Origin of the sequence: Kamptonema sp. PCC 6506 (genome assembly GCF_000180455.1) — a bacterium.
In the GTDB taxonomy this organism is placed as follows: domain Bacteria; phylum Cyanobacteriota; class Cyanobacteriia; order Cyanobacteriales; family Microcoleaceae; genus Kamptonema; species Kamptonema formosum.
Window position 1 is genome coordinate 15,466 of record NZ_CACA01000352.1, and the last position, 24,915, is coordinate 40,380.

At 41.2% G+C, this 24,915-nt stretch carries 20 protein-coding genes and 1 pseudogene; 15 read left to right on the forward strand and 6 right to left on the reverse strand.

Annotation, left to right across the window (positions count from 1 at the left end; all coding sequences use genetic code 11):
- Positions 1-75: 75 nt before the first annotated feature.
- A complete protein-coding gene (locus OSCI_RS24935; RefSeq protein WP_007357982.1) occupies positions 76-1,149 on the forward strand; it encodes a hypothetical protein in 1,074 nt (357 codons plus the stop codon).
- A 74-nt stretch (positions 1,150-1,223) separates the two neighbouring features.
- Here the strand turns inward: OSCI_RS24935 and OSCI_RS24940 are convergent, their stop codons facing one another.
- Positions 1,224-2,075, reverse strand: coding sequence for a TauD/TfdA family dioxygenase (locus OSCI_RS24940; RefSeq protein ID WP_019487800.1), 852 nt, complete (start codon positions 2,073-2,075; stop codon positions 1,224-1,226).
- Between the two features lie 110 nt (positions 2,076-2,185).
- Here OSCI_RS24940 and OSCI_RS24945 point away from each other — a divergent pair, with 110 nt between their 5' ends.
- The 7 genes from OSCI_RS24945 to OSCI_RS24970 all read left to right on the forward strand — a co-directional run bounded on the left by OSCI_RS24945 (position 2,186) and on the right by OSCI_RS24970 (position 8,158).
- On the forward strand, positions 2,186-3,250 hold the full coding sequence (locus OSCI_RS24945; protein WP_007357984.1) for a thymidylate synthase: 1,065 nt from the start codon (positions 2,186-2,188) through the stop codon (positions 3,248-3,250).
- 31 nt (positions 3,251-3,281) lie between these two features.
- Positions 3,282-3,938: a hypothetical protein gene (locus OSCI_RS24950; RefSeq protein ID WP_007357985.1), complete on the forward strand. Its 657-nt coding sequence runs from the start codon at positions 3,282-3,284 to the stop codon at positions 3,936-3,938.
- A gap of 2 nt (positions 3,939-3,940) precedes the next feature.
- Positions 3,941-4,411, forward strand: a complete 471-nt coding sequence (locus tag OSCI_RS24955) for a GUN4 domain-containing protein (protein WP_007357986.1) — start codon at positions 3,941-3,943, stop codon at positions 4,409-4,411.
- Between the two features lie 244 nt (positions 4,412-4,655).
- A complete protein-coding gene (locus OSCI_RS24960; protein ID WP_007357988.1) occupies positions 4,656-6,893 on the forward strand; it encodes a tetratricopeptide repeat protein in 2,238 nt (745 codons plus the stop codon).
- 7 nt (positions 6,894-6,900) lie between these two features.
- Positions 6,901-6,963 carry a hypothetical protein gene (locus tag OSCI_RS31765; protein ID WP_234708826.1) on the forward strand — a complete coding sequence of 21 codons (63 nt, stop codon included), beginning with the start codon at positions 6,901-6,903 and terminating at the stop codon, positions 6,961-6,963.
- A 56-nt stretch (positions 6,964-7,019) separates the two neighbouring features.
- Positions 7,020-7,403 (forward strand): hypothetical protein, encoded by a 384-nt coding sequence (locus OSCI_RS24965; RefSeq protein ID WP_007357989.1) that lies wholly within the window; start codon positions 7,020-7,022, stop codon positions 7,401-7,403.
- Positions 7,400-8,158, forward strand: coding sequence for an HIRAN domain-containing protein (locus tag OSCI_RS24970; protein WP_007357990.1), 759 nt, complete (start codon positions 7,400-7,402; stop codon positions 8,156-8,158). The genes OSCI_RS24965 and OSCI_RS24970 overlap by 4 nt, the downstream gene beginning before the upstream one ends.
- On the opposite strand, the gene OSCI_RS24975 is transcribed toward OSCI_RS24970, so the two are convergent.
- Both OSCI_RS24975 and OSCI_RS24980 read right to left on the reverse strand, forming a co-directional pair.
- Positions 8,141-8,827: a response regulator transcription factor gene (locus tag OSCI_RS24975; RefSeq protein ID WP_007357991.1), complete on the reverse strand. Its 687-nt coding sequence runs from the start codon at positions 8,825-8,827 to the stop codon at positions 8,141-8,143. The two genes, OSCI_RS24970 and OSCI_RS24975, sit on opposite strands and share 18 nt — an antisense overlap.
- Positions 8,790-9,923 (reverse strand): sensor histidine kinase, encoded by a 1,134-nt coding sequence (locus OSCI_RS24980; protein WP_007357992.1) that lies wholly within the window; start codon positions 9,921-9,923, stop codon positions 8,790-8,792. The genes OSCI_RS24975 and OSCI_RS24980 overlap by 38 nt, the downstream gene beginning before the upstream one ends.
- 575 nt (positions 9,924-10,498) lie before the next feature.
- Here OSCI_RS24980 and kdpA point away from each other — a divergent pair.
- From kdpA to OSCI_RS25020, 7 genes and pseudogenes are all read left to right on the forward strand, one after another.
- Positions 10,499-12,283 (forward strand): potassium-transporting ATPase subunit KdpA, encoded by a 1,785-nt coding sequence (gene kdpA / locus OSCI_RS24990; RefSeq protein WP_007357994.1) that lies wholly within the window; start codon positions 10,499-10,501, stop codon positions 12,281-12,283.
- A 66-nt stretch (positions 12,284-12,349) separates the two neighbouring features.
- Positions 12,350-14,455 (forward strand): annotated as a pseudogene (gene kdpB / locus OSCI_RS32540) (potassium-transporting ATPase subunit KdpB).
- A 160-nt stretch (positions 14,456-14,615) separates the two neighbouring features.
- A complete protein-coding gene (locus OSCI_RS25000) occupies positions 14,616-15,218 on the forward strand; it encodes a Uma2 family endonuclease (RefSeq protein ID WP_007357995.1) in 603 nt (200 codons plus the stop codon).
- Positions 15,219-15,280: 62 nt separating this feature from the next.
- Complete coding sequence (gene kdpF / locus OSCI_RS25005) at positions 15,281-15,550, forward strand: K(+)-transporting ATPase subunit F (RefSeq protein ID WP_007357996.1); 270 nt, start codon at positions 15,281-15,283, stop codon at positions 15,548-15,550.
- Between the two features lie 134 nt (positions 15,551-15,684).
- Positions 15,685-16,281, forward strand: coding sequence for a K(+)-transporting ATPase subunit C (kdpC, locus tag OSCI_RS25010; RefSeq protein WP_007357997.1), 597 nt, complete (start codon positions 15,685-15,687; stop codon positions 16,279-16,281).
- A 43-nt stretch (positions 16,282-16,324) separates the two neighbouring features.
- Entirely contained in the window at positions 16,325-17,503 is a 1,179-nt protein-coding gene (locus OSCI_RS25015) for a sensor histidine kinase KdpD (protein ID WP_007357998.1), read from the forward strand.
- 187 nt (positions 17,504-17,690) lie between these two features.
- Positions 17,691-18,923, forward strand: a complete 1,233-nt coding sequence (locus OSCI_RS25020; RefSeq protein ID WP_007357999.1) for a cation:proton antiporter — start codon at positions 17,691-17,693, stop codon at positions 18,921-18,923.
- A 29-nt stretch (positions 18,924-18,952) separates the two neighbouring features.
- Here the strand turns inward: OSCI_RS25020 and OSCI_RS25025 are convergent, their stop codons facing one another.
- The 3 genes from OSCI_RS25025 to OSCI_RS25035 all read right to left on the reverse strand — a co-directional run.
- The gene (locus tag OSCI_RS25025; RefSeq protein ID WP_007358000.1) at positions 18,953-19,195 is read right to left on the reverse strand and encodes a hypothetical protein; all 243 of its coding nucleotides are present in this window, start codon (positions 19,193-19,195) and stop codon (positions 18,953-18,955) included.
- A 392-nt stretch (positions 19,196-19,587) separates the two neighbouring features.
- Positions 19,588-23,094 carry a DUF4347 domain-containing protein gene (locus OSCI_RS25030; RefSeq protein ID WP_007358001.1) on the reverse strand — a complete coding sequence of 1,169 codons (3,507 nt, stop codon included), beginning with the start codon at positions 23,092-23,094 and terminating at the stop codon, positions 19,588-19,590.
- 336 nt (positions 23,095-23,430) lie between these two features.
- On the reverse strand, positions 23,431-24,915 hold a 1,485-nt coding region (locus OSCI_RS25035), incomplete at its 5' end, for a hypothetical protein (RefSeq protein ID WP_007358002.1).

Genomic DNA, 24,915 nt, shown 5'->3' on the forward strand with positions numbered 1-24,915 from the left:
GCTGGTGGGAGGAGGGATCTATTGCTGAGGTGTTACAGGTTGTTACAGGTTGATTTAATTTAATATTATATAGAAATGCAACTCACACAATTCCAGTTACTTTATAAAAATTACTGTAAATTAGCCAAACTTTCGCGGCGAGGCCTAGCAACACCTGAACAAATACAAAAAAGAATTGAATTTAAAAATCTTATTGTTGAGTATATCTTAATTAAAGATAAAGAAAGCTTAAAATTGGTTAAAAAGGCAACATCAGATAGAACTTTTTGGGGAAAGACATACTCAGAAATATCGGCTCTTTACACAGATGGTAACGCATTTGGCGAGGGAGATAGGAGAGAGGCATCTCTTGTTGAATCTTTGTACCAAAGCTACAAACTTAATCGGCTTGCCACTGAAATTGGCAAGATGCTAGAACCATATTGTATAGTGGGTTTTCTCTGTGGAAGCTTAGTGCATTCTCTTTACTTTAGTATAAAAAACAATTCTGACATTGATCTGGTATTAGTGATTGACATAAATAATATTAATAAAATTTTAAATTTACCCTTATTTGATGAAGAGCGAGAGCATTTAATCTCAAATATAAAATTTTTTTCTGATCCTAATATAATCGAGTGGTTTATCAAAATAAAATATAAAAATGAAGAAGTAGGTATTTATTTAATTCAAAAAGAAGTATTTGAAATAACTTGTAGATTTAATGTTTGTCATGATCAACCTATGCAATTTAGCTCATTAAGAATAAAGCCGAGAGTAAGTGCTGGTTTATATTCTAATAGATATACTTTTGATGGTATAGAATATTCATGGGATTGTCTAGTAAACAATATAGAAAAAGTTTTTTTAATACATTATCCTTTGTTTAAAGTTAGTGAAACTGGAAAGTTTATAAACGGTTTAATTTTTGATAGGTATATCACTTCAAATTTTATAATAGGCGATCATCTATATCTGAATAACGAATTATATCAATTAAAATTAAATTTGGTAAAACGACTAATACATGAAGAAAATTTAGGTATTATTAGAAAGGGCGAAGGAAAACTATATAATATTCTTTCAAGGCATAAATACTTTCCTCGCTTCTATACACAAATACTTCTTGAGGAAGAGATAAAAATTAGAACAACAATTAATAGTTATTGATAATTGATCTTAACTAATGAGATTTTTTCTTATATCTGAACTTTATTGCTTTACATATCAGTTACAAATTGATATTAAAAAGTTTTTGCTAAAAATCCTAACCTTATCAGGTGAGAATATTTTGACTCTCCATTAAACCACAATCGATTTAGCTTACGAACTTCATAGTCAGGAAAAGATGTTCTACCATGCAATATTCTTGTATTGTCAGTTATAAGGATCTGATTAGCTTGAAGCTTAAATATAAATTGATTTTTCGGATTGTTAATATACTCCTTAATTAATTTAAAGGTCTCCTTAAGCTCTAGTTTAATTTGGATAAAAGCAGTCGAGTCTGATCTAAATTCCATTAAAATTCTTTGTTTCTCTCGCTTAAATATGGGTTTTGTTGCTGTTTGATCGTGTCTGACTATAGTGAAAGCATCAGTCATAAAGCATTTTTGTAATCCTTGAGGATCATTCTTAGATAAGTATTCATAGATGGATTCTGCTTGAATAATTTGGGATAATCCGCCTTCTTTTGAAGGAATTTCACACTGTAAAGCAACTATCTTAGGAGCATCTTGTTCAAAAGTTCCATCTGTATGAAGCAGATGCGCTTTATTAGTCGTAGCAATATAGTCTGGATAACCCTCTAAAGGCGTAATAATACTAATACCATCTTTATTTGATCTTTTATGCTGTTTTACGGTTCCAAAAAAATCAGATAAAAATAGTAAATTTTGTTTTATACATTGATGTTCACAAGGAGGGTTGTGTTCCAGAATTACAAAACCAAACTGATTAAATATGTTAAAGAATCTTTGTTTGTCATGATAATTCATTTTCCATGTAGACAAAACTCTTAAAGTAACTCTATTTAAAAAGTCAATTGAATTCTGAAGCATATTAGCTTTACTAATTAAATGGCAAGGACTTATAAGCATAAACAATAACTGCTGGTTTTTGATATATCCCTATTGACAGCTATATATTTACAGCTATATATTTAATGTGTTTACTATATCATAGTAAATCTCCAACTACTCTGGAAAATATGGAAGATAACATAGATGATATACACATTCCTCATGTCATCGCTGGTTCTGCCAATCAATTAATTCGGAACTTGATTTTTAGCGTTGATAAATATGGGGAAGATTTTACAGAACCCGAAAATTCTCCAAGTTCAGGGAGAATTAATAGGGAATTTTTAAATATACAAAGTATTTTAACAAACCCTCGCGATCGTTTATTTAATTCACAGATAAAACCAGAGATATTCAATCCTAGTTTGGCAGTAGCTAAATTCTTTTATCTCCTGTCAGGATCTAATCAGATAGAAGATATTGCCTTTTATTCAAACGGTGCTAGAAGATACACAGATGATGGTATAATTATGCCAGGAGCGCATGGTTCTAGGATATTCTACCCTGTAGTTGGTATTGATCAATTTGAAGCATCTGCTCATCTAATTAGAGAAAAAAAAAGTTCAAAGCGAGTGACACTTGCTATTTATCAACCCAATGACTGTGGTAGAAAGTCGCAGGATATTCCCTGTATTGTCAGTATCATATTTTCTCCTCGTAACGGTAAACTTCATACAACAGCTTATATGAGAGCTAACGATGTTTATCGGATACTTTGCTATGACTTATTTGAACTCACGATGTTAGCAGAATTCATGGCTGCTTACACTGATATTGAGCTAGGTTACTACTATCATATTGTTACTTCTATGCACCTGCGTGGATCGGATGATATTTCAGAAGCACCCAAATTGGTCACTGAGGATGTTTTCAGCAAATCCATGCCTTCTATGCCAAAAATTACGGCAGGTTGTCGTTTATCGTTAGTTCAACAAGAAGCTGGCATTAGAAAAAAAGTAGGTTTCTTCAGCATTAGTCAGATATACAATATGATTGATAAAATAACACAAAATAATCATCCTTATTGGTCTGATCTTCTTATTACCCTTGCCATACAAGGCTTTTTCATGACTCATTCTGTAGAAGAAGTACAAGAACTCTTAAATAGCCTTGTACTTCCCTCTATATTTTTGGTAAGTAATCAGCATAATGAGTATATGCAAAAAAGATTTGAGATTGCCAATAAATCTTGAGATATTGTATATTAACAGAGAGGATTTAAACATGAAAGTTTATCAAAAAAGCTTATGGAAAGAAACATATACATCTTTTGATGAGTTTCAGAAAATCATCAAAAATATATATAGTGACACCCAACTGGAAGTGTTAGTTTTGGGATGTTCTGATGGAAAATATGTTTTTCCATTTCTTAAAGAAGGCTATCGAGTGACTGCGGTAGATAATGATTCTATAGCTCTTTATGGTGGAGAAGTAGAGTTCCAAGGGCAAAATATTAAGGTTGAAGGACTAATCAATAATTTGAAGTATGAGGGCTATGATAATTCACAATGTAAGATAGTACATCAAAATTACATGGATTTAAAAAATGACAATTTATATCATGTTGTTCTGACTAGCTGCTCTTGGCACTACAAAAAAAATTTCTGTTATTCTTTCGGAGAAATAATAGATAAAATGCAAAGTTTTGTTGAAAAAGATGGTTTATTTTTAGCTGATTATTTTATGCCAATAAAAGAGAAGCATTTTTTGTATGAGCATTATTTAAAACCAGGTAAAATTTTAGATTTTTTTAAGGCATCTGAATGGAAAATTATACTAGATTTAGATGTGGGAATTATTGAAGAAGCTCCTCATGTATTTAAAGATGAATGGCATCAACATCATTATGGAGCTTTTGTTGCTAAAAAAAAGGAGAAATAAAAATGGATTATTTACACACTCAATTAGTCTTATCCTCTGATGTAGGAGCAAACTATCAACCTTTGCAAGAGCTTTTAAATGCTAAAAAATTTAAGGAGGCAGATCAAGAAACATCAAGAATTATATGCTCAATCAGCAATCGAGATGAGAAAGGCTGGCTCAAAAATGAGGATATCCTCAACTTTCCATGTACTGACTTACGAACCATTTGTAAAGTTTGGGAGAAATATAGCGAGGGAAAATTTGGTTTTAGTATTCAGAAACATATTTATGATAGCATAGGTAAAGATTGGGATATATTTGGAGAGCACGTTGGTTGGAAAGTGAATAATTCTTGGTTAAAATACTCGGATCTTACCTTTGATATAAATGCGCCGGAAGGACATCTTCCCTGTTGTCCAGGATGGATACGTTTGGGACGAGCGGTTAATCTTCGAGTTCTCTTTCGGGAGCGGAATGATTACCTGTTATAGGTTTTTCACTTGCTTCAATAGTTCGGACAGTTTTCAAATAGGGACGCGATGGCTTCTTATAAACGTCTGGAACTCAATCTGTATATGCTTTCAAACTTTATTTACAAGTTAGATTTAGATCCAAATTTGGTTTTAAGTCCCGCTAACTTTCCTTCAGTCCTTTCATATCGTACTCTGGCTGCTTAAAAACTGTCCAAAGTGTTTTTGCTTAATATCTTTTTTAAAAGTATTTTTGTTAAAAAACATGGATCTGATTAGTCTGATTAGTGTATGTGTTCCCGTAATTGTGACCGTAGCAATTCCCTCCATCGGGCATTTTTACAGTCGAAAGACAAAGCTGGCAACCCATTATTTACTCATCTGGCAAAAAGCCTCTAGCCTGAAACAGAATGAAGCGCTGAGGAAAAAATTACTTGACTCTCTGCGACCATTTCCCCATTTCTATCTGAGGAAACGGGAAGTAGCAGAAATTGAGGAGTCGATTAACCAAGAGGAAAGTATTGTGATTGTTGGAAAGCCTCTCAGTGGAAAGACTCGAATGGTCTATGAGTCAATTCGTGATAAGCCTTGGGATGTCCTACTGCCTAAATTGGTTGATATCAATCCAGAAACCTTTATCTTGCCTAAACGCTTCACCCTCAAACCTTGGCGACAGAAAATTGTTATCCTCGACGATCTTCAACGGTGGATAGAGGTGCAAAATTTTGACATCCTCCTGCGGGATCTGACGGAAAAATCCTTGATAGTTGTTGCAACCTGCCGTTCTAGTCAGGAAGAACTTAAAGTCAAAAACTATTTCACTGCTAAGAACCTCGATTATGGAACTTTCTTCCCTAAAAGGATATCATTAAAAGACATAGAACGCGAAGATGCTGAAGATATTGCCAAAAAAGAAAACAAAGACTGGGACAAGGATGTTGTTAGGTTTAACGGTACAGTCGGTTCTATATTTATGAAATTAGGTGTGATGAAAGGTCGTTTTGAGAGTTGTAACATAGAGTTGAAAACTATTCTGCGCGTTCTGCGTCAACTTTATCGCTGCGGTATTTACGAAGAGAATCAATTTTTCCCGACGAAGTGGATTAAGCAATTGTCAGAAGTGAAGAACTTGTCGAGTTCAGACTATCAGTGGATAGAGTGGTTTAAGCAACTCTCAGATGCTGAGTTCCTAACTCTAAGACCAAGAGGTGAAGGTGTTGAGGCAGAAGAAGTCTATTTAGAAGATGAAACTATTATTCAGCCTGAATTGTCCAGAAATCGATTAGAAGAGATGGATGAAACGCTTGAACCTTTTGGAGAAGAGTCAGATGCACTGATTAGGCTAGGCGATCGTGCATACGATTTGGGTAAGATCGACAGCGATAAAGTTCATTACCAACACCTCGCCATCAAAGCCTACAAAAAGGCATTAATCATCTACACACCCAGTCGCTTCCCAAGGGACTATGCCATGACACAACACAATCTGGGGAATGCCTACCAAGCTCTCGCAGATGTAGAGGACAAGAGAGATAACTGTAAAAAAGCGATTAAAGCCTATGAACAAGCCTTGAACATCAGAACACGCAAAGAAGTTCCAATGGACTATGCCAAAACCATGAACAACTTGGGGACTGCCTACCGAAATCTTGCTGAAGTCGAGAACAAGAGAGCTAACTGTGAAGAGGCAATTAAAGCCTACAGAGAAGCCCTCAAAATCAGAACCCGCAAAGAAGTTCCAATGGACTATGCCATGACCATGACCAACCTAGGGGCTGCCTACCGAACCCTCGCTGAAGTGGAGAACAAGAGAAAAAACTGTAAAAAGGCGATCGCTGCCTGCGAAGAGGCTCTCGAAATCAGAACCCGCAAAGAAGTCCCAAATGACTTTGCTAAAACCCACAATAACTTGGGAGCTGCCTACCGAACCCTTGCAGAGATAGAGAACAAAGGAAAGAACTGTAAAGAGGCGATTAAATCCTACCTACAAGCTCTCAAAATCAGAACATTTGATAAATTTCCCATATACTATGCTAATACCCAGAATAATCTAGGGGTTGCCTACCGAACCCTCGCAGAAGTGGAGGACAAAAGATGTAACTGTGAACGGGCGATTAAAGCCTACAAAAAAGCCTTCCGCGTCAGAAAATTTCCTGAGCTCGCGATGGACTATGCCCAGACCCAGAATAACTTGGGAGATGCCTACCGAACCCTTGCAGAAGTCGAGAACAACAAAGGTAACTGCGAACGGGCGATTGAAGCCTACTTAGAAGCCCTCAAAATCAGAACCATCGAAACAGTCCCGATGGACTATGCTCAGACCCAGAACAACTTGGGAGATGCCTACCGAACCTTTGCAGAAGTGGAGGACAAAAGAGGTAACTGTGAACGGGCGATTGAAGCCTACAGGAAAGCGTTGGAGGTTTTTGCCGTAGAGAAGATCCTAGAATCTTCTCAAACAGTGAACAATAAGATCCTAGAAATTAACTCCTTTTTGAGTTAATAACAAATTGAAGCTGCTAAAACGTTATGGATTTGGCTTTAGGAATTTTAATAATTTTGAAATATTTTAATAATTTTGAAATTCGGATTTTGCTATTTTGGCATTGTGTATCAATGTTTTAGTAAAATGCTTAAAGTGTCTGAACATACAATTGATATAGTGTTGAGAGTAATCTCTAATGAATCTGTGAACTTACCCATTGGTTGGATAGCACCCAGAGGCATTCAAAAAGCTGTTGAAGTATTTGTCGGCTATCTCCTGTTGGATGCGTGGATTGGCAACGGCGATCGCCACCATACTATTGATGTATTTAACCGGGCTGCACGCTACTATCCTGAAGCAGCCTCTATATGGTTAAACCGGCTTGAAAGTATCTCACAAGCAAATATACTCAATATTTTTAATCGAATTCCTAACACTCGCATCTCGCCTATTGCCGCCAATTTTGCCCAAAGAATTATTGAATTCAACCAACACAGATTGCTTAAGTTGAGGGAAACGCTACCATGAACAAATTGAAAATTCTATTTTTAGCTTGGCAAGACCCACATAGTCGATCCTGGTTCCCCATTGGTAAGCTCACATTCGACGGAACCAACTACCAATTTACCTACACCCAAGGCGCTGAAGAAGCTCAAAAAAAGTGCAATTTTCAGCCATTGCTCTCATTCCCCGAAGTAGAAAAAGTCTATACATCAACCTACTTGTTTCCCGTATTTGCTAATCGGTTAATGCCGAAAAATCGACCCGACTACTTAAGTTTTATTCAATGGCTTAATCTTTCCCCTCATGAACAGGATTCAATTAGTATCCTAGCCCGGACTGGGGGGCATAGAGAAACAGATACACTCTCCGTTTTCCCCTGTCCAGAACCAGATTCAGAAGGCAAATATAGACTACACTTTTTTTTACATGGACTAAGGTATTTACCACAATGTACAATTGAGAGAATTAACCGATTACAAGTAGGTGAAGAGTTGTGGTTAGCTCACGAATTTCACAACAAGCACGATCCTCAAGCATTAACTTTAAATACAGAAGATCACTACATTGTCGGGTATTGTCCGCGATATTTGAACAGTGAAATTTTGGCACTATTAAGTAATTCAAGTTTAGAAAAGTCGCGTGTAGAAATAGTTAATCAACCACCAACACCGCTTCAGTTTCGCCTACTGTGTAACATAACTGCTCAATGCTCTAATGAATTTATTCCTTTTTCAAGTCGTGAATATCAGTCTCCAATCGCTTTAACTTTCAATAGTTAACAATTCTTCCGCCACTAATCCTTTCTGAATAGCAACAACGGCCGCCTGAGTGCGATCGCGCACTTCTAACTTTTGCAAAATCGCATGGACGTGAACCCGCACCGTCCCCGAAGCAATGTACAATATTTGAGCTATTTCTTGATTGCTTTTACCCGCCGCTACCAGTGCCAAAATTTCTTGTTCTCGCTTAGTTAGCGGATTTTCTAATTCAGATTTCGGCACAAATTTTGACTCATTATTAGTAATTGCTGACCTAATTTCCGTAGTTGCGGCCTTATCCCACCAAGAAGCACCCGCCGCCACTGAACGAATTGCCAAAACTAAAGTTTCTGCGGCAATTCCCTTTAGGCAATATCCCTGAACACCCGCTGCAATTAACCGCTCAATTAAGGGTTTTTGGGAATGAGAAGTTAACACCAGTACGGGAATTTCTGGATGGTGTTGCTTAATTTGCTTGCAAGCTTCAATCCCTCCAATTCCCGGCAATCCGATATCAAGAACAACGACATCTGGCAAATGTTCCTGAGTTAATTCTACAGCCGTTTCGCCATCTTCCGCCTCAGCAATCACTTGCAAGCATTGTTCTTGTTGCAGCCTCGTCTGGAGTCCCAGGCGAAATAATTCATCGTCCTCAACCAGTAGAATTCGTAGAGTGTGAGCAGGTTTCATAAGGTGGGATGGCAGGTAGCCGAAATCCAAATAAAGCACCGTGAGGCAATCTGTTTTCTGCCCAAATTATACCACCGTGAGCTTCAATAATTTGCCGAGATAAGTATAGCCCTAAACCGGAACCTTTAGCTTGGCGGTGGCTGTGTCCTTGATAAAAACGCTCGAATAAATAAGGCAATTCGCCATCGGTAATTCCCGCTCCAATATCAATTACTTTAACAATCTGATAAGCTGAATCAGACTCCATGATAATATCTACTTTACCGCCGCGAGGCGAATGATTAATCCCATTAGTAAGTAAATTAGAAAAGACGCGAACTAATTGCAGAGCGTCCCCATTTACCCACAAAGCACGGCGAAAATCTGAGGCTCCATAACTAATATCAATATACACCCGCCGCGATGCTGATAAATCTCTGAGTTCGGTAATTACCTCTTCTGCCAAAGTAACTAAATTAACAGGTGCAATTTTGAGATTTAATCCTTCGCTATCGTTGCGATAGACATCTAAAAGCGTTTCCACTAATTGTAAAGTTGTGCGGTGCGATCGCGCCATCGTCTCCAGAACTTTTTCCCCAGCAGGCGCAACAGCGCCAAATTTCCCTTGCTGAAAAGCTTTGATAGTTTCGATCGCCCCCAACATCGGCGTTTTCAGATCGTGGCTTAAAGTCGAGACAAAATCCTCTCGCATACTGGCTAGCCGCTGTTGAGATTGCAATTCCGCCTTAGCTTGAGCGATCGCTTCTTGGTACTGCTGGTTGCGATCGCTCAGCCACCCAGTCACCCCCAGCGCCATCACCGCGATCAGACGATTAGCCGCCGTCGCTAGCTGTATCGGGTGTCTGTGGGGAACAAACAAATTTAATAGCGTTAACGCCCACGCGATCAGCACTACTTCTAACTTAGCTAACCGACTAAAGCGGGAATTTGCTAATAAAATCGGGCCCGTGTATAAGTAACCGAATACATACTCGACTGGCGTTGCAAACTCCAGCGCAGCGACAATAACGAATAAGCCAACAATTAGCCAGCGTGAATTCAAGTACGACTGGTGACTTACCAGTGTTTTTTTGATAGTCGATAAGCGATGTAACATCTGAGTTTAGTTGTACATAAGTGCCACTATCACAGTCTATTGTAAGCTAAACAATTAGCGTTTAGACTACATCTATATCTCCAAGTATAGTTTTTAATTTCCGTCTAAACGTTATTCTATAGCTCAAAATATAGGCAATATAGCTACAAATAGTCAACCCTAGTTTATATCTTCAGGCTAATTATCAAAACCACTCTAAGTCAGTATATTGATCGTTAAAGGCAAACCATGCTGTCGATCCAACCGCAGTTATTTATGAGCGTTGTAAAACCTACCTCAATCGAAGTCCAAATCCAATTCAATAGTTGTTATTGCGGCATAGATTTGAATAGCTTACAATTGCCTAATAACTGTCAATGCTTGGGGCTACTAAGAAATAAAAAAGTAATACTAGCCAGTGAGAACCCGACGATCTCCTGCGGAGATTACATTTTAGCAGTGGCATTTTTTTCAGCCTTTGCACCAGAACTAGAATTTACCTTAAAGAAAACTCATCCGGTTTTGTGGTCTTCTTTTAGAAGCCAATTACCGAGTGAAACAGTCTATAAATCTAACGAGGACTTTTTTACACAGTTATGTTGCAAGGATTAATTCAGATTGCATTCACGCTAATTATCTTAGCAATTATCTCGCCTTTCTTCGGAAACTATATGGCGCGGGTATTCCTGGGAAAAAATACATTTCTCGACCCCATTGCTACACCCTTCGAGGAAGTAATTTATAACGCAGGCGGTATTCGCCAAGATTCGATGACAGGTTGGCAGTATATCCGTGCATTGCTTTACAGCAATCTCGTGATGGGAATTTTTGTTTATTTGATCTTCGCGCTTCAGGGAATATTACCCCTGAATCCTACCAACTTAGCAGCACCAACTTGGGATACATCGCTGCATACTACTATTTCATTCCTAACGAATACTGACCAACAGCATTACTCAGGCGAGACAACTTTTAGTTATTTATCTCAGTTAACACTAGGGTTTTTAATGTTTACCTCAGCCGCTACGGGTTTGGCAGTAGGGATTGCTTTTATCCGAGGGTTAACTGGGAGACAACTGGGAAACTTTTACGTCGATTTAATTCAGTCAATCACCAGAATATTACTGCCTATTTCTATCATCGGCGCAATAGTTTTGATCGTTGCTGGTGTACCGGAAACCCTCGCAGGGCCAGCGACAGCTACAACCCTAGAAGGCGCAACTCAAGTAATTGCTAGAGGCCCAGTTGCCCATTTTGAAATTATCAAGGAGCTAGGCGAGAATGGCGGAGGTTTTTTTGGCATCAATTCTGCTCATCCATTTGAAAATCCTAACAGTTTTACTAATCTGCTAGAAACTCTAGCAATGGTGTCTATTCCCGCCGCCCTGATTCATACCTACGGAATCTTTGCTAATAATAGAAAACAGGGGTGGCTAATTTTTGGGATGGTGTTTATTATCTATATAGTCCTAATTGGGGTTTCAGCATTTGGCGAGTACCAAGGCAACCCTCAAGTCAATAGTTTATTAGACAGTACGGGCGGTGCCCCCGTGCCCGCCCCTAATTTAGAAGGCAAAGAAGTTAGATTTGGCTGGGCACAGACTGCTTTGTGGGCTGTAAGTACTACTGGGACAATGTGCGGTGCTGTCAACGGAATGCACGATTCTTTGATGCCTCCAGGCGGCTTTGTGACTCTGTTTAACTTATTTCTACAAATCGTTTGGGGTGGACAGGGAACGGGAACTGCTTATCTATTTATCTACTTGATTTTGAGCGTGTTTCTTACTGGTTTAATGGTAGGAAGAACGCCAGAGTTTTTGGGGAGAAAAATTGAGAAGCGCGAAATTGTTTTAGCCAGCGTTGTGTTGCTAGTTCACCCAATTGCGATTTTAATTCCGGGTGCTATTACTCTCGCTTTTGCTGATAGTCTGAGCGGTATTAGCAATGCAGGATTTCACGGTATCTCGCAAGTAATTTATGAATATGCTTCTGCTGCTGCTAATAATGGTTCTGGTTTTGAAGGCTTAGCAGATGGTCAACCTGCAACTACAGGATTGTGGTGGAATTTGAGCGCCTGTTTTAGCCTTTTAGCAGGTCGGTATATTCCAATTATCGCCCTGTTGTTGTTAGCAGATAGCATGACTCATAAACAACCAGTGCCCGAAACTACTGGAACTCTCAGAACAGATACGGTTTTATTTACTAGCGTTACAGCAGGAGTGATTTTGATTTTAGGTGCGCTAACGTTCTTCCCAGTTTTAGCTTTAGGCCCGATTGCGGAAGGATATCAAATTAGCAGCAATCAATTGCAACCTGCATCTCAAAACGTACCCTCTGCACCTCTAGCAACGCCGATCCCACAGGAAGCAATTAGCAATTAGCAATTAGCAATTACCCATTACCCATTACCCATTACCCATTACCCATTACCCATTACCCAAATCTCTATGGTTTTCAATTCCTCTGATTCCAAAGAAACCCGACGCGCAAGCGGCCCCCGCGAGAGTCGCAGACACACGCCAAAAGTAAATACACAGGGGCTTTACAAAAGAGCATTTAAAGATGCTTTCGCGAAGTTAAACCCGCGAATCATGCTCAAAAATCCTGTAATGTTTATTGTTTGGGTTGGTACAATTGTGACTGCATTACTAACAGTCGATCCGACCTTATTTGGCAGAGTAGCAGGTGAAAATCAGCGGTTATTCAACGGTTTAGTAACAGCAATTCTGTTCTTTACTGTTTTATTTGCTAATTTTGCCGAAGCTGTGGCCGAAGGGCGGGGAAAGGCCCAAGCAGACGCGCTGCGATCGACTAAATCAGAAACAACTGCCCGCAAAATCTTGCCTGATGGCACAATTCAGGAGGCAAGTTCTACTTCTTTGAGACGCGGCGACACCATCAAAGTAATTTCAGGCGATATCATTCCCGCTGATGCAGAGGTGATCGCAGGGATGGCCTCTGTGGACGAATCTGCGATCACTGGGGAATCCGCGCCGGTGCTCAAGGAACCGGGTTCAGATGTCGCGAGTTCCGTTACTGGCGGTACTCGCATCATTTCTGACGAGCTCACCTTGCGGGTGAGTGCCGATCCCGGTAAGGGATTTCTCGATCGCATGATCGCGCTGGTGGAGGGTGCCCAAAGGACAAAAACGCCGAATGAAATTGCCCTAACGGTGTTGCTGGCGGTGTTAACACAGGTGTTTTTGATTGTGGTGGCGACGATTCCGCCCTTGTGGGGAAATTATCGTAAAAAACGTCCTGTAGGGTGTGGTGACGCTGATTCCTACGCTGTTGGTGGCGCTGATTACCCACAACGATCGGGGGATTGCTGAGTGACGATCGGCATTGCAGGGATGGATCGGGTGGCTCAGTTTAACGTTGTAGCGACCTCTGGGCGGGCAGTGGAGGCTTGCGGCGACGTGAGTACGCTGATTTTGGATAAAACGGGGACGATCACGCTAGGAAACCGTTTGGCGGAGGAGTTTATCCCGGTGAATGGTCACTCTCTGGGGGAGGTGGCGACGATCGCGATCGCGGCCAGCATATTTGACGAAACGCCGGAAGGGAAATCTATTGTGCGCTTGGCTGAGAAACAGGGCGCTAGCGTTGATTTTCAGCGCTCTGAGGCTCAAGGAATTGATTTTTCAGCGAAAACACGGATGAGTGGCACGGATCTGCCCGATCGCAGCGAGGTTCGCAAGGGTGCGGTAGATGCGATTAAGGGGTTTGTGCGATCGCGCGGCGGCAATTTGCCACCAGATTTAGATACCGCTTACGAACGAGTTTCGAGGTTGGGAGGCACGCCTTTAGCTGTTTGTCAAGATAACGATGTCTACGGCATTATCTATCTGAAAGATATTATTAAACCAGGGATTCGCGATCGCTTTGACCAATTGCGGCGGATGGGAGTTCGCACGATTATGTTAACAGGTGATAACCGCATTACTGCCTCAGTAATTGCCGAAGAAGCAGGCGTTGATGACTTCATTGCAGAAGCCACGCCAGAGGATAAAATTGAGGTGATTCGCCAGCAACAAGCTGAGGGTAAATTAGTAGCAATGACGGGAGATGGTACTAACGATGCACCTGCATTAGCCCAGGCAAATGTGGGGGTAGCAATGAATTCTGGAACTCAGGCGGCGAAGGAAGCAGCGAATATGGTTGATTTAGATTCTGACCCGACAAAATTGATCGATTTGGTGACAATTGGCAAGCAGTTGTTGATTACGCGCGGGGCGTTAACTACCTTTTCTTTAGCAAATGACATTGCTAAATATTTTGCAATTATTCCAGCAATGTTTGCACCAGTGAGCGCTTTAAATGTAATGGGTTTGGCGAGTGGACAGTCTGCCGTTTTGTCGGCATTAATTTACAATGCTTTGATTATTCCAGCTTTAATTCCCCTGGCACTAACTGGGGTGAAGTTCCGCCCATTGAGTGCCAATCAGTTATTACAGCGCAATATTTTGATTTACGGATTAGGAGGTGTGATTGCGCCATTTATTGGCATCAAAATTTTCGATGTTTTGATTGCGGCTATTGGGTTAGCCTAATCAAGTTGGCAACAGGTAATGTACAATATTAACAGATGTCCACTGACCAATTAGCCATTAGCCATTAGCCATTAGCCATTAGCCATTAGCCATTAGCCATTAGCCATTAGCCATTAGCCATTAGCCATTAGCCATTAGCCATTAGCCATTAGCCATTACCATGAATCCTCAAATTTTGGAAAAACCTCTCAGCAATAGTAGCCAGTGCATCACACTATATGATGTTAGCTGGGAGAGATTTGAAGCCATAGAATCAGCATTAGAAGGCTTTGCAGGCGTGCGCTTAGTCTACCTTGACGGAATTTTAGATATTATGACTCCACTTTCTGAGGAACATGAAGATGGTAAGAGTACTATTCGGAAGTTACTTGAGGTTTATCTCGAAGAAAAAAGCATCCGGTTTTATGCGCGTGGCAGCAAAACTATTGGCAATATCGGATTAGGAGGTAGAAAAGAACCCGATGAGTCTTATAATTTACATAGCAAGAAAGATATTCCTGACTTGGTAATAGAAGTAGTTGTTACCAGTGGTGGGGTAAATGTCCTAGAAATTTACAGAAGAATCCAAGTTCCTGAAGTGTGGTTTTGGCGAAAAGGCAAGCTTTCTCTCTATTGTTTACGAGAGCAGCAATATGAACAAGTCGAGCAAAGCGAATTGCTACCAGAGTTAGATTTAGCTTTATTAGTTCGCTGTGCAAATATGCCGGATCAATACGATGCCATACTTGAGTTTCGCAATGCACTTCGTCAGCAACAAACTTGAAGATTGCTTACACAAAAACATCCGTAAATCCTGGTAAATTCTAACAAAAAAATGGATAATTTATGAAAAGTAATGATGTGCTTAATGAGATTTTACCTAGCAATTTAAAAGAAGCATTTGATTTATTACAAATGCTGCGTCGCCGCCAGCCCGTAGCCTTACAGCTATTTCTTTTAATGTGCTTGAATTTGGTAATTGCACCTGCTGTTTATGCGGCCACAGGTGAAGAAATTACTCGGAAAGCTGCCTGGGCAATTGGCATTCTTGGCTTAGTTAGTTTGGGGCTTTCTGTTTATCTGTTTGTGGTGATTTTTCAGCCTGAAAGATTCTAGAAATTCTTTTAAGATGGGCGCTATTATTCTCTAAGTTTACGCAAAAGTATTAATATTTGTAGCGCCCACCCTACCAACTGTAGCAATTAGCAATTAGCAATTAGCAATTAGCAATTAATTAACTGAGGTCTAAAATGAGAGAAATAATCAGAGCAATTCGCGTTACATTAATCTTGTGGGGAATCACCGCAATCATCTATCCATTGCTAATGGTAGTAATCGGTCAACTTGCATTCAATAACCAAGCAAATGGAAGCCTAATTACCAATCAAGATGGGCAAGTAATTGGTTCAACTTTAATCGGTCAAAACTTCACATCTCCGCGCTATTTCCAAAGCCGACCCAGCACCACAAATTATAGCAGTTTTACTGAAAAAGAACGCGATCCAAAAAACACAGGACAAACTACAGGCGTATCGGGAGCTAGTAACCTCGCTCCCAGCAATCCAGACTTATTAAAACAGGTGGAAGAAAGAGTAAATAATCTCAAAACAGCAAATATTCAACCGACTGCCGATCTAGTTTATACATCTGGCTCTAGCCTCGATCCTCATATTAGCCTAGATGCCGCTAGATCCCAAATTCAGCAAGTAGCAGTAGCACGTTCAATCAATCCCAATCAAGTAGAAATGTTGATTGCTAAAAACACAGATGGTAGATTTCTAGGAATCTTTGGCGAACCTGGTGTTAACGTTCTCAATCTCAATCGCGATTTAGATAGTTTACAATAGTTTAAAATAGTTATTAGCCAACATCCTAACTATTGATTTGCCAATGATTGAGAAAAGAGAACTCACAAGCAATCCGAACTTACTCGAACACCAACCGGAGCAAATATACGAGCGCATCCGCCGTCGGGGGAAACACAAAATATTTATCGGTATGGCCCCCGGCGTTGGCAAAACTTTCCGAATGCTGGAAGAAGCACACAGACTTAAAGAAGAAGGTATTGATGTTGTCATCGGGTTATTAGAAACTCATGGTCGTAAAGAGACAGCAGAAAAAAGTTGTGGATTAGAAATATTGCCGCGTAAACAAATGCTACGGGGCGATAAGATCCTCACAGAAATGGACACAGAATCCATCATTGAGCGCCGTCCTCAACTAGCATTAGTTGATGAATTGGCTCATACTAATATCCCTGGTTCTCTCCGAGAAAAACGATATCAAGATGTCGATGTAATTCTCGCCGCTGGAATAGATGTTTACTCAACATTAAATATTCAGCACATAGAAAGTCTCAATGATTTAGTAGCAAGAATTACTGGGGTAATAGTGCGCGAACGCATTCCCGATCGCATTCTCGAAGAAGCCGACGAAGTAGTTGTGATTGATGTCACGCCGGAAACCCTGCAAGAACGATTGCAAGAAGGTAAAATATATGCTACAGAAAAGATTCAGCAATCTTTAGATAACTTTTTCCAGCGCCGTCACTTAATCGCGCTGCGGGAATTGGCTTTACGCGAAGTAGCAGATAATGTGGAAGAACACGCGATCGCACTTCGCGCCAGCTACGGAAAAGACTCCAATTTAGTCGGCCCAGTTTGCAACATTCACGAACGAGTGATGGTGTGCGTTTCCACTTATCCCAATTCCGTACAATTGCTGCGGCGGGGGGCGAGAATTGCCAGTTATATGAATGCTCCATTTTATGGGCTTTTTGTCAACGATCCTGACCGATTTTTAACGAAAGCTGAAACTTTGCACGTTGAGACTTGCGAAAAGTTGTGTAAGGAATTCGGCGGGCAATTTTTACGGATTAATAGCCAGAATGTGGTTAAAGCGATCGCAGATGTCGCCAAAGAGTACCGCATCACCCAAATTGTCCTCGGTGAAAGCCAGCAGTCGCGTTGGAAATTGTTGTTACGGGGTTCGTTGACTCAACAAATCATGCGATCGCTTAAACACATCGACTTGCACATTATCGCCACTGAAAAAACTGTCGAATATTAATTTCAATGATTTAAAGCTTGTAAGTGAAGGAAGAAGGAAGAAGGAAGAAGGAAGAAAAATTTAGTTATCTAGGAGAGAAGGAAGAAGGATTTACTTAACTATCCCTTACTTCATTACTTCAGAAAGATGATTTTTCGCGGCTTTTTAGTAAAAATGCACTTGGAGGAATACTGGAGAGCGTGCCCCTGTGGATATTTACATTCTCGATTTACTCGTTATTGGCTTGCTCCTGCTCAGCGTAACATTAGGTTCTGGCTGGATTGCACGATTGCCCCTGTCCTACGCTTTAATTTACCTGGTAGTTGGTATCGGACTGGGCCCCTACGGTGTCAAACTCATAGAATTACGACCTGATGCTCAATTCATAGAGCGCTTAACAGAATTTGTGGTCATCGTCTCTTTATTTAGTTGCGGCTTGAAAATGAACCGTCCGCTCAAAATGTGGGCCTGGAATTCAACAGTGCGGCTAATAGGTTTGCTGATGCCGATTTCAATTTTTGCTGTGGCTTTTATCGGGCATTTTTTTTTGAATCTAGACTGGGGGCCCGCAATTTTATTAGGAGCAATTCTCGCGCCTACAGATCCAGTATTAGCCTCAGAAGTCCAATTAGCTCACATTGAAGATAGAGATGAATTGCGTTTTGGCTTGACTTCCGAAGGCGGTTTGAACGATGCGCTAGCTTTTCCTTTTGTTTATTTCGGCATTTACTGCTTAAAAGATAGCAATTGGGAGAACTGGTTTAAAGAGTGGGTAATAATTGATGTAATTTGGGCGATCTCTGCTGGTATTATCATGGGCATTTTAGTCGCCAAAAGCGTTAGCTGGTTTGACAAAAAACTTCAACAGTTTCGACCAGTTGACGAATTGATGGAAGATTTCATCGCCCTGAGCACGATTTTGCTAACCTATTCCCTCACTGAAATTATCAATGGCTACGGATTTCTAGCCGTTTTTGTCGCGGGAATGGTGATACAAAAAAGTTACCACAACCCGGAAAAACCGCTTTCACAACTGCACTTCATCGAAAGAATTGAAAAGCTAACGGAAATAGGAACTATCTTAATTTTGGGTTCCATCCTGCGATTAAAACCTATGCTAGCATTTGCAGGGGAAAGCCTATTGGTAGCTGGACTTTTGATTGTGGCAATCCGACCGATAGGAGCCTGGATTAGTACCATTGGCACATCTTTTCACCCCGCAAGCCGCTGGTTATTTGGCTGGTTTGGGATTCGCGGAGTCGGCTCTCTCTACTATCTAACCTATGCCTTTGGTGAAGGTTTAAAAGGAGAATTAGGAGAGAAAATTGCCTGGATTACCTACACAACTGTCGCTATTTCCGTGATTATACACGGGATTAGTTCGACCCCACTGATGAACTGGTACGAACGCCGCGTCAAAGGCGTTCCTGCTGCTAAATAGTCGATATAGCTGAAGGCAGAAGGCTAGTGTTAACTTTCTTTCTGCCACATTTGCCAGGTAGCTCCAACAGCCGCACCAGCCCCAGCAAATAAGCCTACACTCATGCCTTCCAAAGTTTTAAGTAAAGGGTCTTGGGTTAGACACTCGCTAGTTACTGTCTCAACACTTTGACAGCGATCGATCTGAGCTTGACTAGCAGTGCCTCCCAGGATGACTCCAGTAACGCTACAGGCAACAATAAAAAGTAGGAGTCGGTTTATTTTTATACCCATAGATAGATGATGTTGTGAGAAGTTTAAGCAAGCATTTTGCTTATTCTACCTACATAACCCAGGGTTTGCACATCAGGGAATATACGGAATTTAATAGCTAGGGCTAGGGGAAGAAGGGGCTAGGGGCTAGGGGCTAGGGACTAGGGGAAGGAGGGAAGAAGCGAAGGAGGGAAGAGGGAAATATAGTAACCGTCAAGGCGATTAGGACACTCGCTAATGACTGAAACCATTGATTCTATTGCCCTAGCCCCTAGCCCCTAGCCCCTAGTCCCTAACTATAATGGAGACGTAATTGCTAGGCGATACGAGAAAGTGGCTGCATATACAGCCACGATCGCGATCGCCCGCATTGCTGTTGTGCTTATAGCTGGAAAACACACCCTAAACTCTAACTAAATTATTACTTGCTTGAAATCTTCAGCGCTAATCGTCGTTGCCGCCACCCCTTTGAGAGTAGCTAAAATTTGGCCGCTACTGGCAATAGCGATCGAAGTTGAATTGCTGTCAGAGGCGATCGCGAGTTGTCCAAATGTTAACTCACCTGATAATCCTATCAAATCTTGACCTTTTTGGAAATCCATAATTATGTCAATTCCCTGACCTGATGTTAACAGAAATACATCGTTGCCAGAACCACCCGTGAGAGTGTCATCACCTAGATCGCCGCTGAGAAAGTCATTGCCACTACCGCCAGTGAGGATGTCATTTCCCTTACCTCCGTAGAGCGTATCGTCACCATTGCACCCATCAATAAGATCGTCATTATTGTTCCCAAATAATAGGTCGCTGCCGTCACCGCCACAGAGGGTATCATTATCTTTTCCTCCATAGATTGTATCGTTATCAATGTCCCCAAAGATTAAATCAGCGTCTTCATTGCCAAAGACTAAATCGTTGCCATTTCCTCCCAGTATGGTATCCGCACCTAAGTTGCCATAGAGGTTATCATCTCCATCTTCACCTAATAATAGATCGTTTTCCTTACCGCCGAAAATGCTATCGCTATCAATGCCACCAAAAATTGTATCGTTAGCACTATCCCCTCTAAGTAAATCATTACCATCGCCGCCAATTATAGCGTCGTCATCTTTGCCTCCATAAACGGTATCGCTATCTGTGCCGCCGTCTATGTAATCATTTCCCAGATTGCCAAATAGCACGTCGCTGCCATTACTACCGCTGAGGTTGTCATTATTTCCCATGCCGTAAATGGTGTCATTCCCAGCAAGTCCATCGATCGCATCGTTAGCGATATTACCCATCAGTAAGTCGTCAGAGTTGCTGCCAGCAAGCGTGTTGTCGGTTGTGTTGGGGGTAATATTGCTGCTGCTGAGACTGGGTAGGGTGAAGCGATCGCAAATGCAATCGTCAGCACCAGGTGTTGGTGTTGGCGTTGGCACTGGCATTGGTACTGGCGTGGGTGTTGGCGTGGGTGTGGGTACTGGCGTGGGTGTTGGTGTTGGCGTGGGTGTGGGTACTGGCGTGGGTGTGGGTACTGGCGTGGGTGTGGGTGTGGGTGTGGGTTCAGGTGTTGGCGTGGGTGTGGGTGTGGGTGTGGGTTCAGGCGTTGGCGTGGGTGCAGGTGTTGGTATAGGTGTTGGTGCAGGTGTCGGTGCAGGTGTTGGTGCAGGCGTGGGTGCAGGTGTTGGTACTGGCGTGGGTGCAGGTGTTGGTACTGGCGTGGGTGCAGGTGTTGGTACTGGCGTGGGTGCAGGTGTTGGTACTGGCGTGGGTACAGGAGTTGGTACAGGAGTTGGTACTGGCGTAGGTACTGGCGTTGGCGTGGGTGCAGGTGTTAGCGAAAATTCGTAAGATCCAATATCTGCGATCGCACTCCCATTATTATCACCATCTTGAGGCCGACTAACTCCTCGCTCGTCAGTAGCAGGTGCAGTCGCATTATTTCCCGTATCAATTGCCGGACTTCCTGTCAGCAAAGCATGGGTAAAAATGCCACCACCATTATCTTGCAATGGCCCGATTTTTGGGTCAGCAATAGTAATTCCTGGGAAAACATTTTGATCGTTGCCGAAATTTGTAAGCTTATCCGGCCATTGCAGATTGTTTCCGCCGTTAATAAAGTTCCCAGCCGCATTTTGCTGAATCTTGAATTGATTTTGTGCAGTATTATTAGCAAAAATCGTATTTTGGAGAGTAACTTGTTCGCCACTTGCCACCGTTACACCGCCACCAACCCATCCGGCATCATTATTAGCAATAGTAGTATTGGTAATGGTAGCAGAGCCATAAAGCACCATTCCCCCGCCGACATTGCTAAACCCAGTCCCCGTTACTTTGTTGCCAGAAAAGGTACTATTACTAATTGTCGTGGGCGCTTTATCCATCCGCAAACCGCCCCCCTGACCTTCGGCTGTATTGTTAGCAAAGGTAGTATTCTTGATAGTTAGCCCCTTATTTAAGCTATTGCTAATTGCATACAAACCGCCGCCATTTCCACCTTCTCCCCCAGCAAGTGCTACAACCTTGTTATCTCTGTAGGAGCTGTCTTCAATAATTACATTATCTTGCGCTCCCGTAAACAGATGGGTTCCTCCTCCTCCTCCCTTAGCCGTGTTACCTTGAAACACAGTTTTGGTAATCCGAATTGTCCCAGAGGGTTCGTCAGTCGAACTAGCACGATCGGTGTAAATCGCCCCGCCATAACCTCTTAAAAAGTCATTAGGTTTGCCTGTAGCAAAAACGGCAGAGTTAGTATCGTTGTTGATAAATCGCGAGTTTTCAACTGTTAACTTACCGTTAAGGCTGTTAATTGCACCACCGTTAATTCCTTTATTGTTGGTAAAGTCGCTGTTGGTGACAGTAAGATTTTTGGCACTCAAGAAACCGATTGCACCTGCACCGCGTTCATCATTGCCTGCTGTTGCAATGTTATCGTTGAATTTACTGCCCGTTACTGTTAGGTTATTATTGAAATTGGCAAAAATTGCACCGCCACCCAGATCGGCCACATTATTGTTGAACTGAACGTTTTCTACTGTTAAAGTTACTTCGTCAGTTGTGCCGATCGCGCCGCCTCTGTCACTTGTTTTGCCGTTAGCAACGGTGATATTTTTGAGGCTGAAAGTTGAGGGAGTAACGACATTAGCATTGACAAAAAAGACGCGAGAGGCATTGTTACCGCTGATGGTTAAACCAGCAGCTCCACTTCCGTCAACAATTAGGTTTTTGCCAACGGGAATATCGAGCTGACCGCTAGTTATGGTAATAGTTTGCCCTGCAAGATTAGGGGCAAATTGAATTGTATCTCCAACCGCAGCCGAGGCGATCGCTTGCCTTAAAGAACCAGCTCCACTATCATTAGTATTGGTAACAACAATGGTAGCTAAATTACCTCGGTAAGTCTGCATTACCTCTGGAGTAAGAGCTGAAAATGATTCAATTTCTCCTTGAGTAAACTCTAAATTCCAATCACCACTACTGCCAGTTATATTAGTAGAACCGGCAACGTCAGCCCCGGTTATTTGGCTTAATTGCTGTACAAAATCCGCACCAACTCCGGCGGCGACATCGCACCCATAAAGCATGATATCTGCCTTGTCACTTAGGGCAGATTTCCACTGGTGCAACTGGCTTTGATATTGTTCAATAGTATCGCTACTAAGTTGAGAATTGCCTAAATAAAGACAACCGGGACTACCGTGAGACAAAATCTGAACGGTGTCAACTGTGCCATAATTTGCGGCATATTTTTTGATTTCGGAAGTAATTTGTTCGATGCCATTTTTGTTGCGATCGAGGATAATTACCTGTTCCCCTGGAAGTACCCCACTAGCAAGTAATTCGGAGTCATTTACAGCAGAGTCAATAAAGACTAAAGAGTGTGTAGAGAGATTTTGAATTGAAGGCAGAGTGTTGTCTGAAGCTACGGTATAGGTCATTGTGGATACTCCATTAAGGGCATTTACTGGTAGATACAGCCCTCGTTGAGTAAGGACATCACGTTTGTCAGAGAACACCCTAGCGCATCATAGTTGCAGTTGGCACTATGCACAAAGTATGATTATTTTCCTTTCACCGTAAGTTGCTATTAGGACTTACGCAGGTCATCCCAGAAACCGGGTTTTTGAGAGAATTTGTGGGTGAAAACGAAGTATTTTCGTCAAAAAACCCGGTTTCTTTAAATAAGGATGGCTAAAAAGCTGACTGTATAAACATTCTTCCTTCTCTCCTAGATAACTAAATTTTTCTTCCTTCTTCCTTCTTCCTTCTTCCTTCTACTGATCAGTCGATGATGGTGGTTTTTTGCCCACATTACGAACATTGATAATCTTGTTAAGAAGATCGTACCAAAAAGCAGCACCCATAGAGATAGCTACACCGCTCAAAATCCAGCCAAAAATTCTTTTGCTAAATAAAGGCCATTCCCTACCATCAAATTCTTGATTTTTGAGGTTATTGGAATTCCAACCAATAGGTAATGATAATTTTTCTAAAGCTTGATTGACATCTGTTTGAATTTGTGCGAAATTATCTCGATTTGGTATAGAGTTGCGCGTAACTACCTCATCTGCATACTTATTCACAGTAGCACGCAGGAGAGAATCTGTTGACAAATTGCCCACAATATATAATGTATCAGAATTAGTAGCAATAGCGATTGTAGTCCCAATTAAAAGAGCAACTCCTCTAGCATTGCGCTTATAAACACCACCAGCACGTTCCATAGAACGGTCAAACCAAGCTTCGATTTCGTGCTGAAATTTAGAAAAGTTTTGGTCTGTCTGTACTGTATCGTTTTCGGCACGTTTTGCGAGAATATATAGGCTTTTTTTCAAAGACTCTGGCATACTATTAATTATTTCTTGAATTTCTTTATAAATTGGACTATCTTCTTTAGCGTCAACAATCTCTTGCACTGTTTCTTGAGTTTCTCTAGTTTTCCTAATTGAATTGAAGAAATTACTCAAACTTGGTTGTAATTCAACTAGCAGCACTTTTCGGTCAAACTCACTATCCAAACTAGATTTCAAAAATCCCATCTGCCACTGAAAATCTCTGCCAGCTAATTCGCTTTCAGGCAAATAAACTTGAGAATTTTGAACATATATACCCAATTTCTCAGAAATTCTATCGATGCTATCGCTGAGAGGAGCCTGATTTTTATTGAAGTCTTCTACAATTTTATTAAATTCCTTTTGCAGCCAGGTCAATTCCATGTCTAAAATTGGCTGAATTGATTCTCCTAATTTCAAATTGTCTACAATAAACTTGACTTCTGCTAACTGTCGATCTTTAAATCTTTCTAACCGAGATTCGGTAATAGATTTGATTAAAGGCGAAATTCTGAGAGTGTCCAGCAAGCTACTTGAGAAACTCGCAGATGCAATGTAAGAAGGGCCGCTAGATTTATCGCCAAAAACATTTTCAGTTTTGGTAATCCGGCGGTACAATGCACCGATTTGATGGGTGATCTTGCGGAATAGTTTAGATAGGGGGCCTTTGGCTTCTTGATTTAGATCGTTAACGATCGGATTGTCGTAAATTAGATTAGCTAAGTCTTTAATTCGGTTAAATTCAGCTTCATCATTTATAGTATCGCCGCCACCTGAGATCAGCACTTCTATTGATTTCTTTAAATGTTCAGCTCGCCATTGCAGAACTGTGGCGATTAGTTCCTGAATTTCCGTAGCTAGTAAGCTTAAACTGAGGTAAATAAAAATTAAGCCGATGACAATATCTAAAATTACAGGTAAGTTCAT

Coding starts and splice junctions, on each gene's coding strand:
- OSCI_RS24935 (WP_007357982.1), top strand. CDS start 76: ATGCAACTCACACAATTCCAGTTACTTTATAAAAATTACTGTAAATTA.
- OSCI_RS24940 (WP_019487800.1), bottom strand. CDS start 2,075: ATGCTTATAAGTCCTTGCCATTTAATTAGTAAAGCTAATATGCTTCAG.
- OSCI_RS24945 (WP_007357984.1), top strand. CDS start 2,186: ATGGAAGATAACATAGATGATATACACATTCCTCATGTCATCGCTGGT.
- OSCI_RS24950 (WP_007357985.1), top strand. CDS start 3,282: ATGAAAGTTTATCAAAAAAGCTTATGGAAAGAAACATATACATCTTTT.
- OSCI_RS24955 (WP_007357986.1), top strand. CDS start 3,941: ATGGATTATTTACACACTCAATTAGTCTTATCCTCTGATGTAGGAGCA.
- OSCI_RS24960 (WP_007357988.1), top strand. CDS start 4,656: ATGGATCTGATTAGTCTGATTAGTGTATGTGTTCCCGTAATTGTGACC.
- OSCI_RS24965 (WP_007357989.1), top strand. CDS start 7,020: ATGCTTAAAGTGTCTGAACATACAATTGATATAGTGTTGAGAGTAATC.
- OSCI_RS24970 (WP_007357990.1), top strand. CDS start 7,400: ATGAACAAATTGAAAATTCTATTTTTAGCTTGGCAAGACCCACATAGT.
- OSCI_RS24975 (WP_007357991.1), bottom strand. CDS start 8,827: ATGAAACCTGCTCACACTCTACGAATTCTACTGGTTGAGGACGATGAA.
- OSCI_RS24980 (WP_007357992.1), bottom strand. CDS start 9,923: ATGTTACATCGCTTATCGACTATCAAAAAAACACTGGTAAGTCACCAG.
- kdpA (WP_007357994.1), top strand. CDS start 10,499: ATGTTGCAAGGATTAATTCAGATTGCATTCACGCTAATTATCTTAGCA.
- OSCI_RS25000 (WP_007357995.1), top strand. CDS start 14,616: ATGAATCCTCAAATTTTGGAAAAACCTCTCAGCAATAGTAGCCAGTGC.
- kdpF (WP_007357996.1), top strand. CDS start 15,281: ATGAAAAGTAATGATGTGCTTAATGAGATTTTACCTAGCAATTTAAAA.
- kdpC (WP_007357997.1), top strand. CDS start 15,685: ATGAGAGAAATAATCAGAGCAATTCGCGTTACATTAATCTTGTGGGGA.
- OSCI_RS25015 (WP_007357998.1), top strand. CDS start 16,325: ATGATTGAGAAAAGAGAACTCACAAGCAATCCGAACTTACTCGAACAC.
- OSCI_RS25025 (WP_007358000.1), bottom strand. CDS start 19,195: ATGGGTATAAAAATAAACCGACTCCTACTTTTTATTGTTGCCTGTAGC.
- OSCI_RS25030 (WP_007358001.1), bottom strand. CDS start 23,094: ATGACCTATACCGTAGCTTCAGACAACACTCTGCCTTCAATTCAAAAT.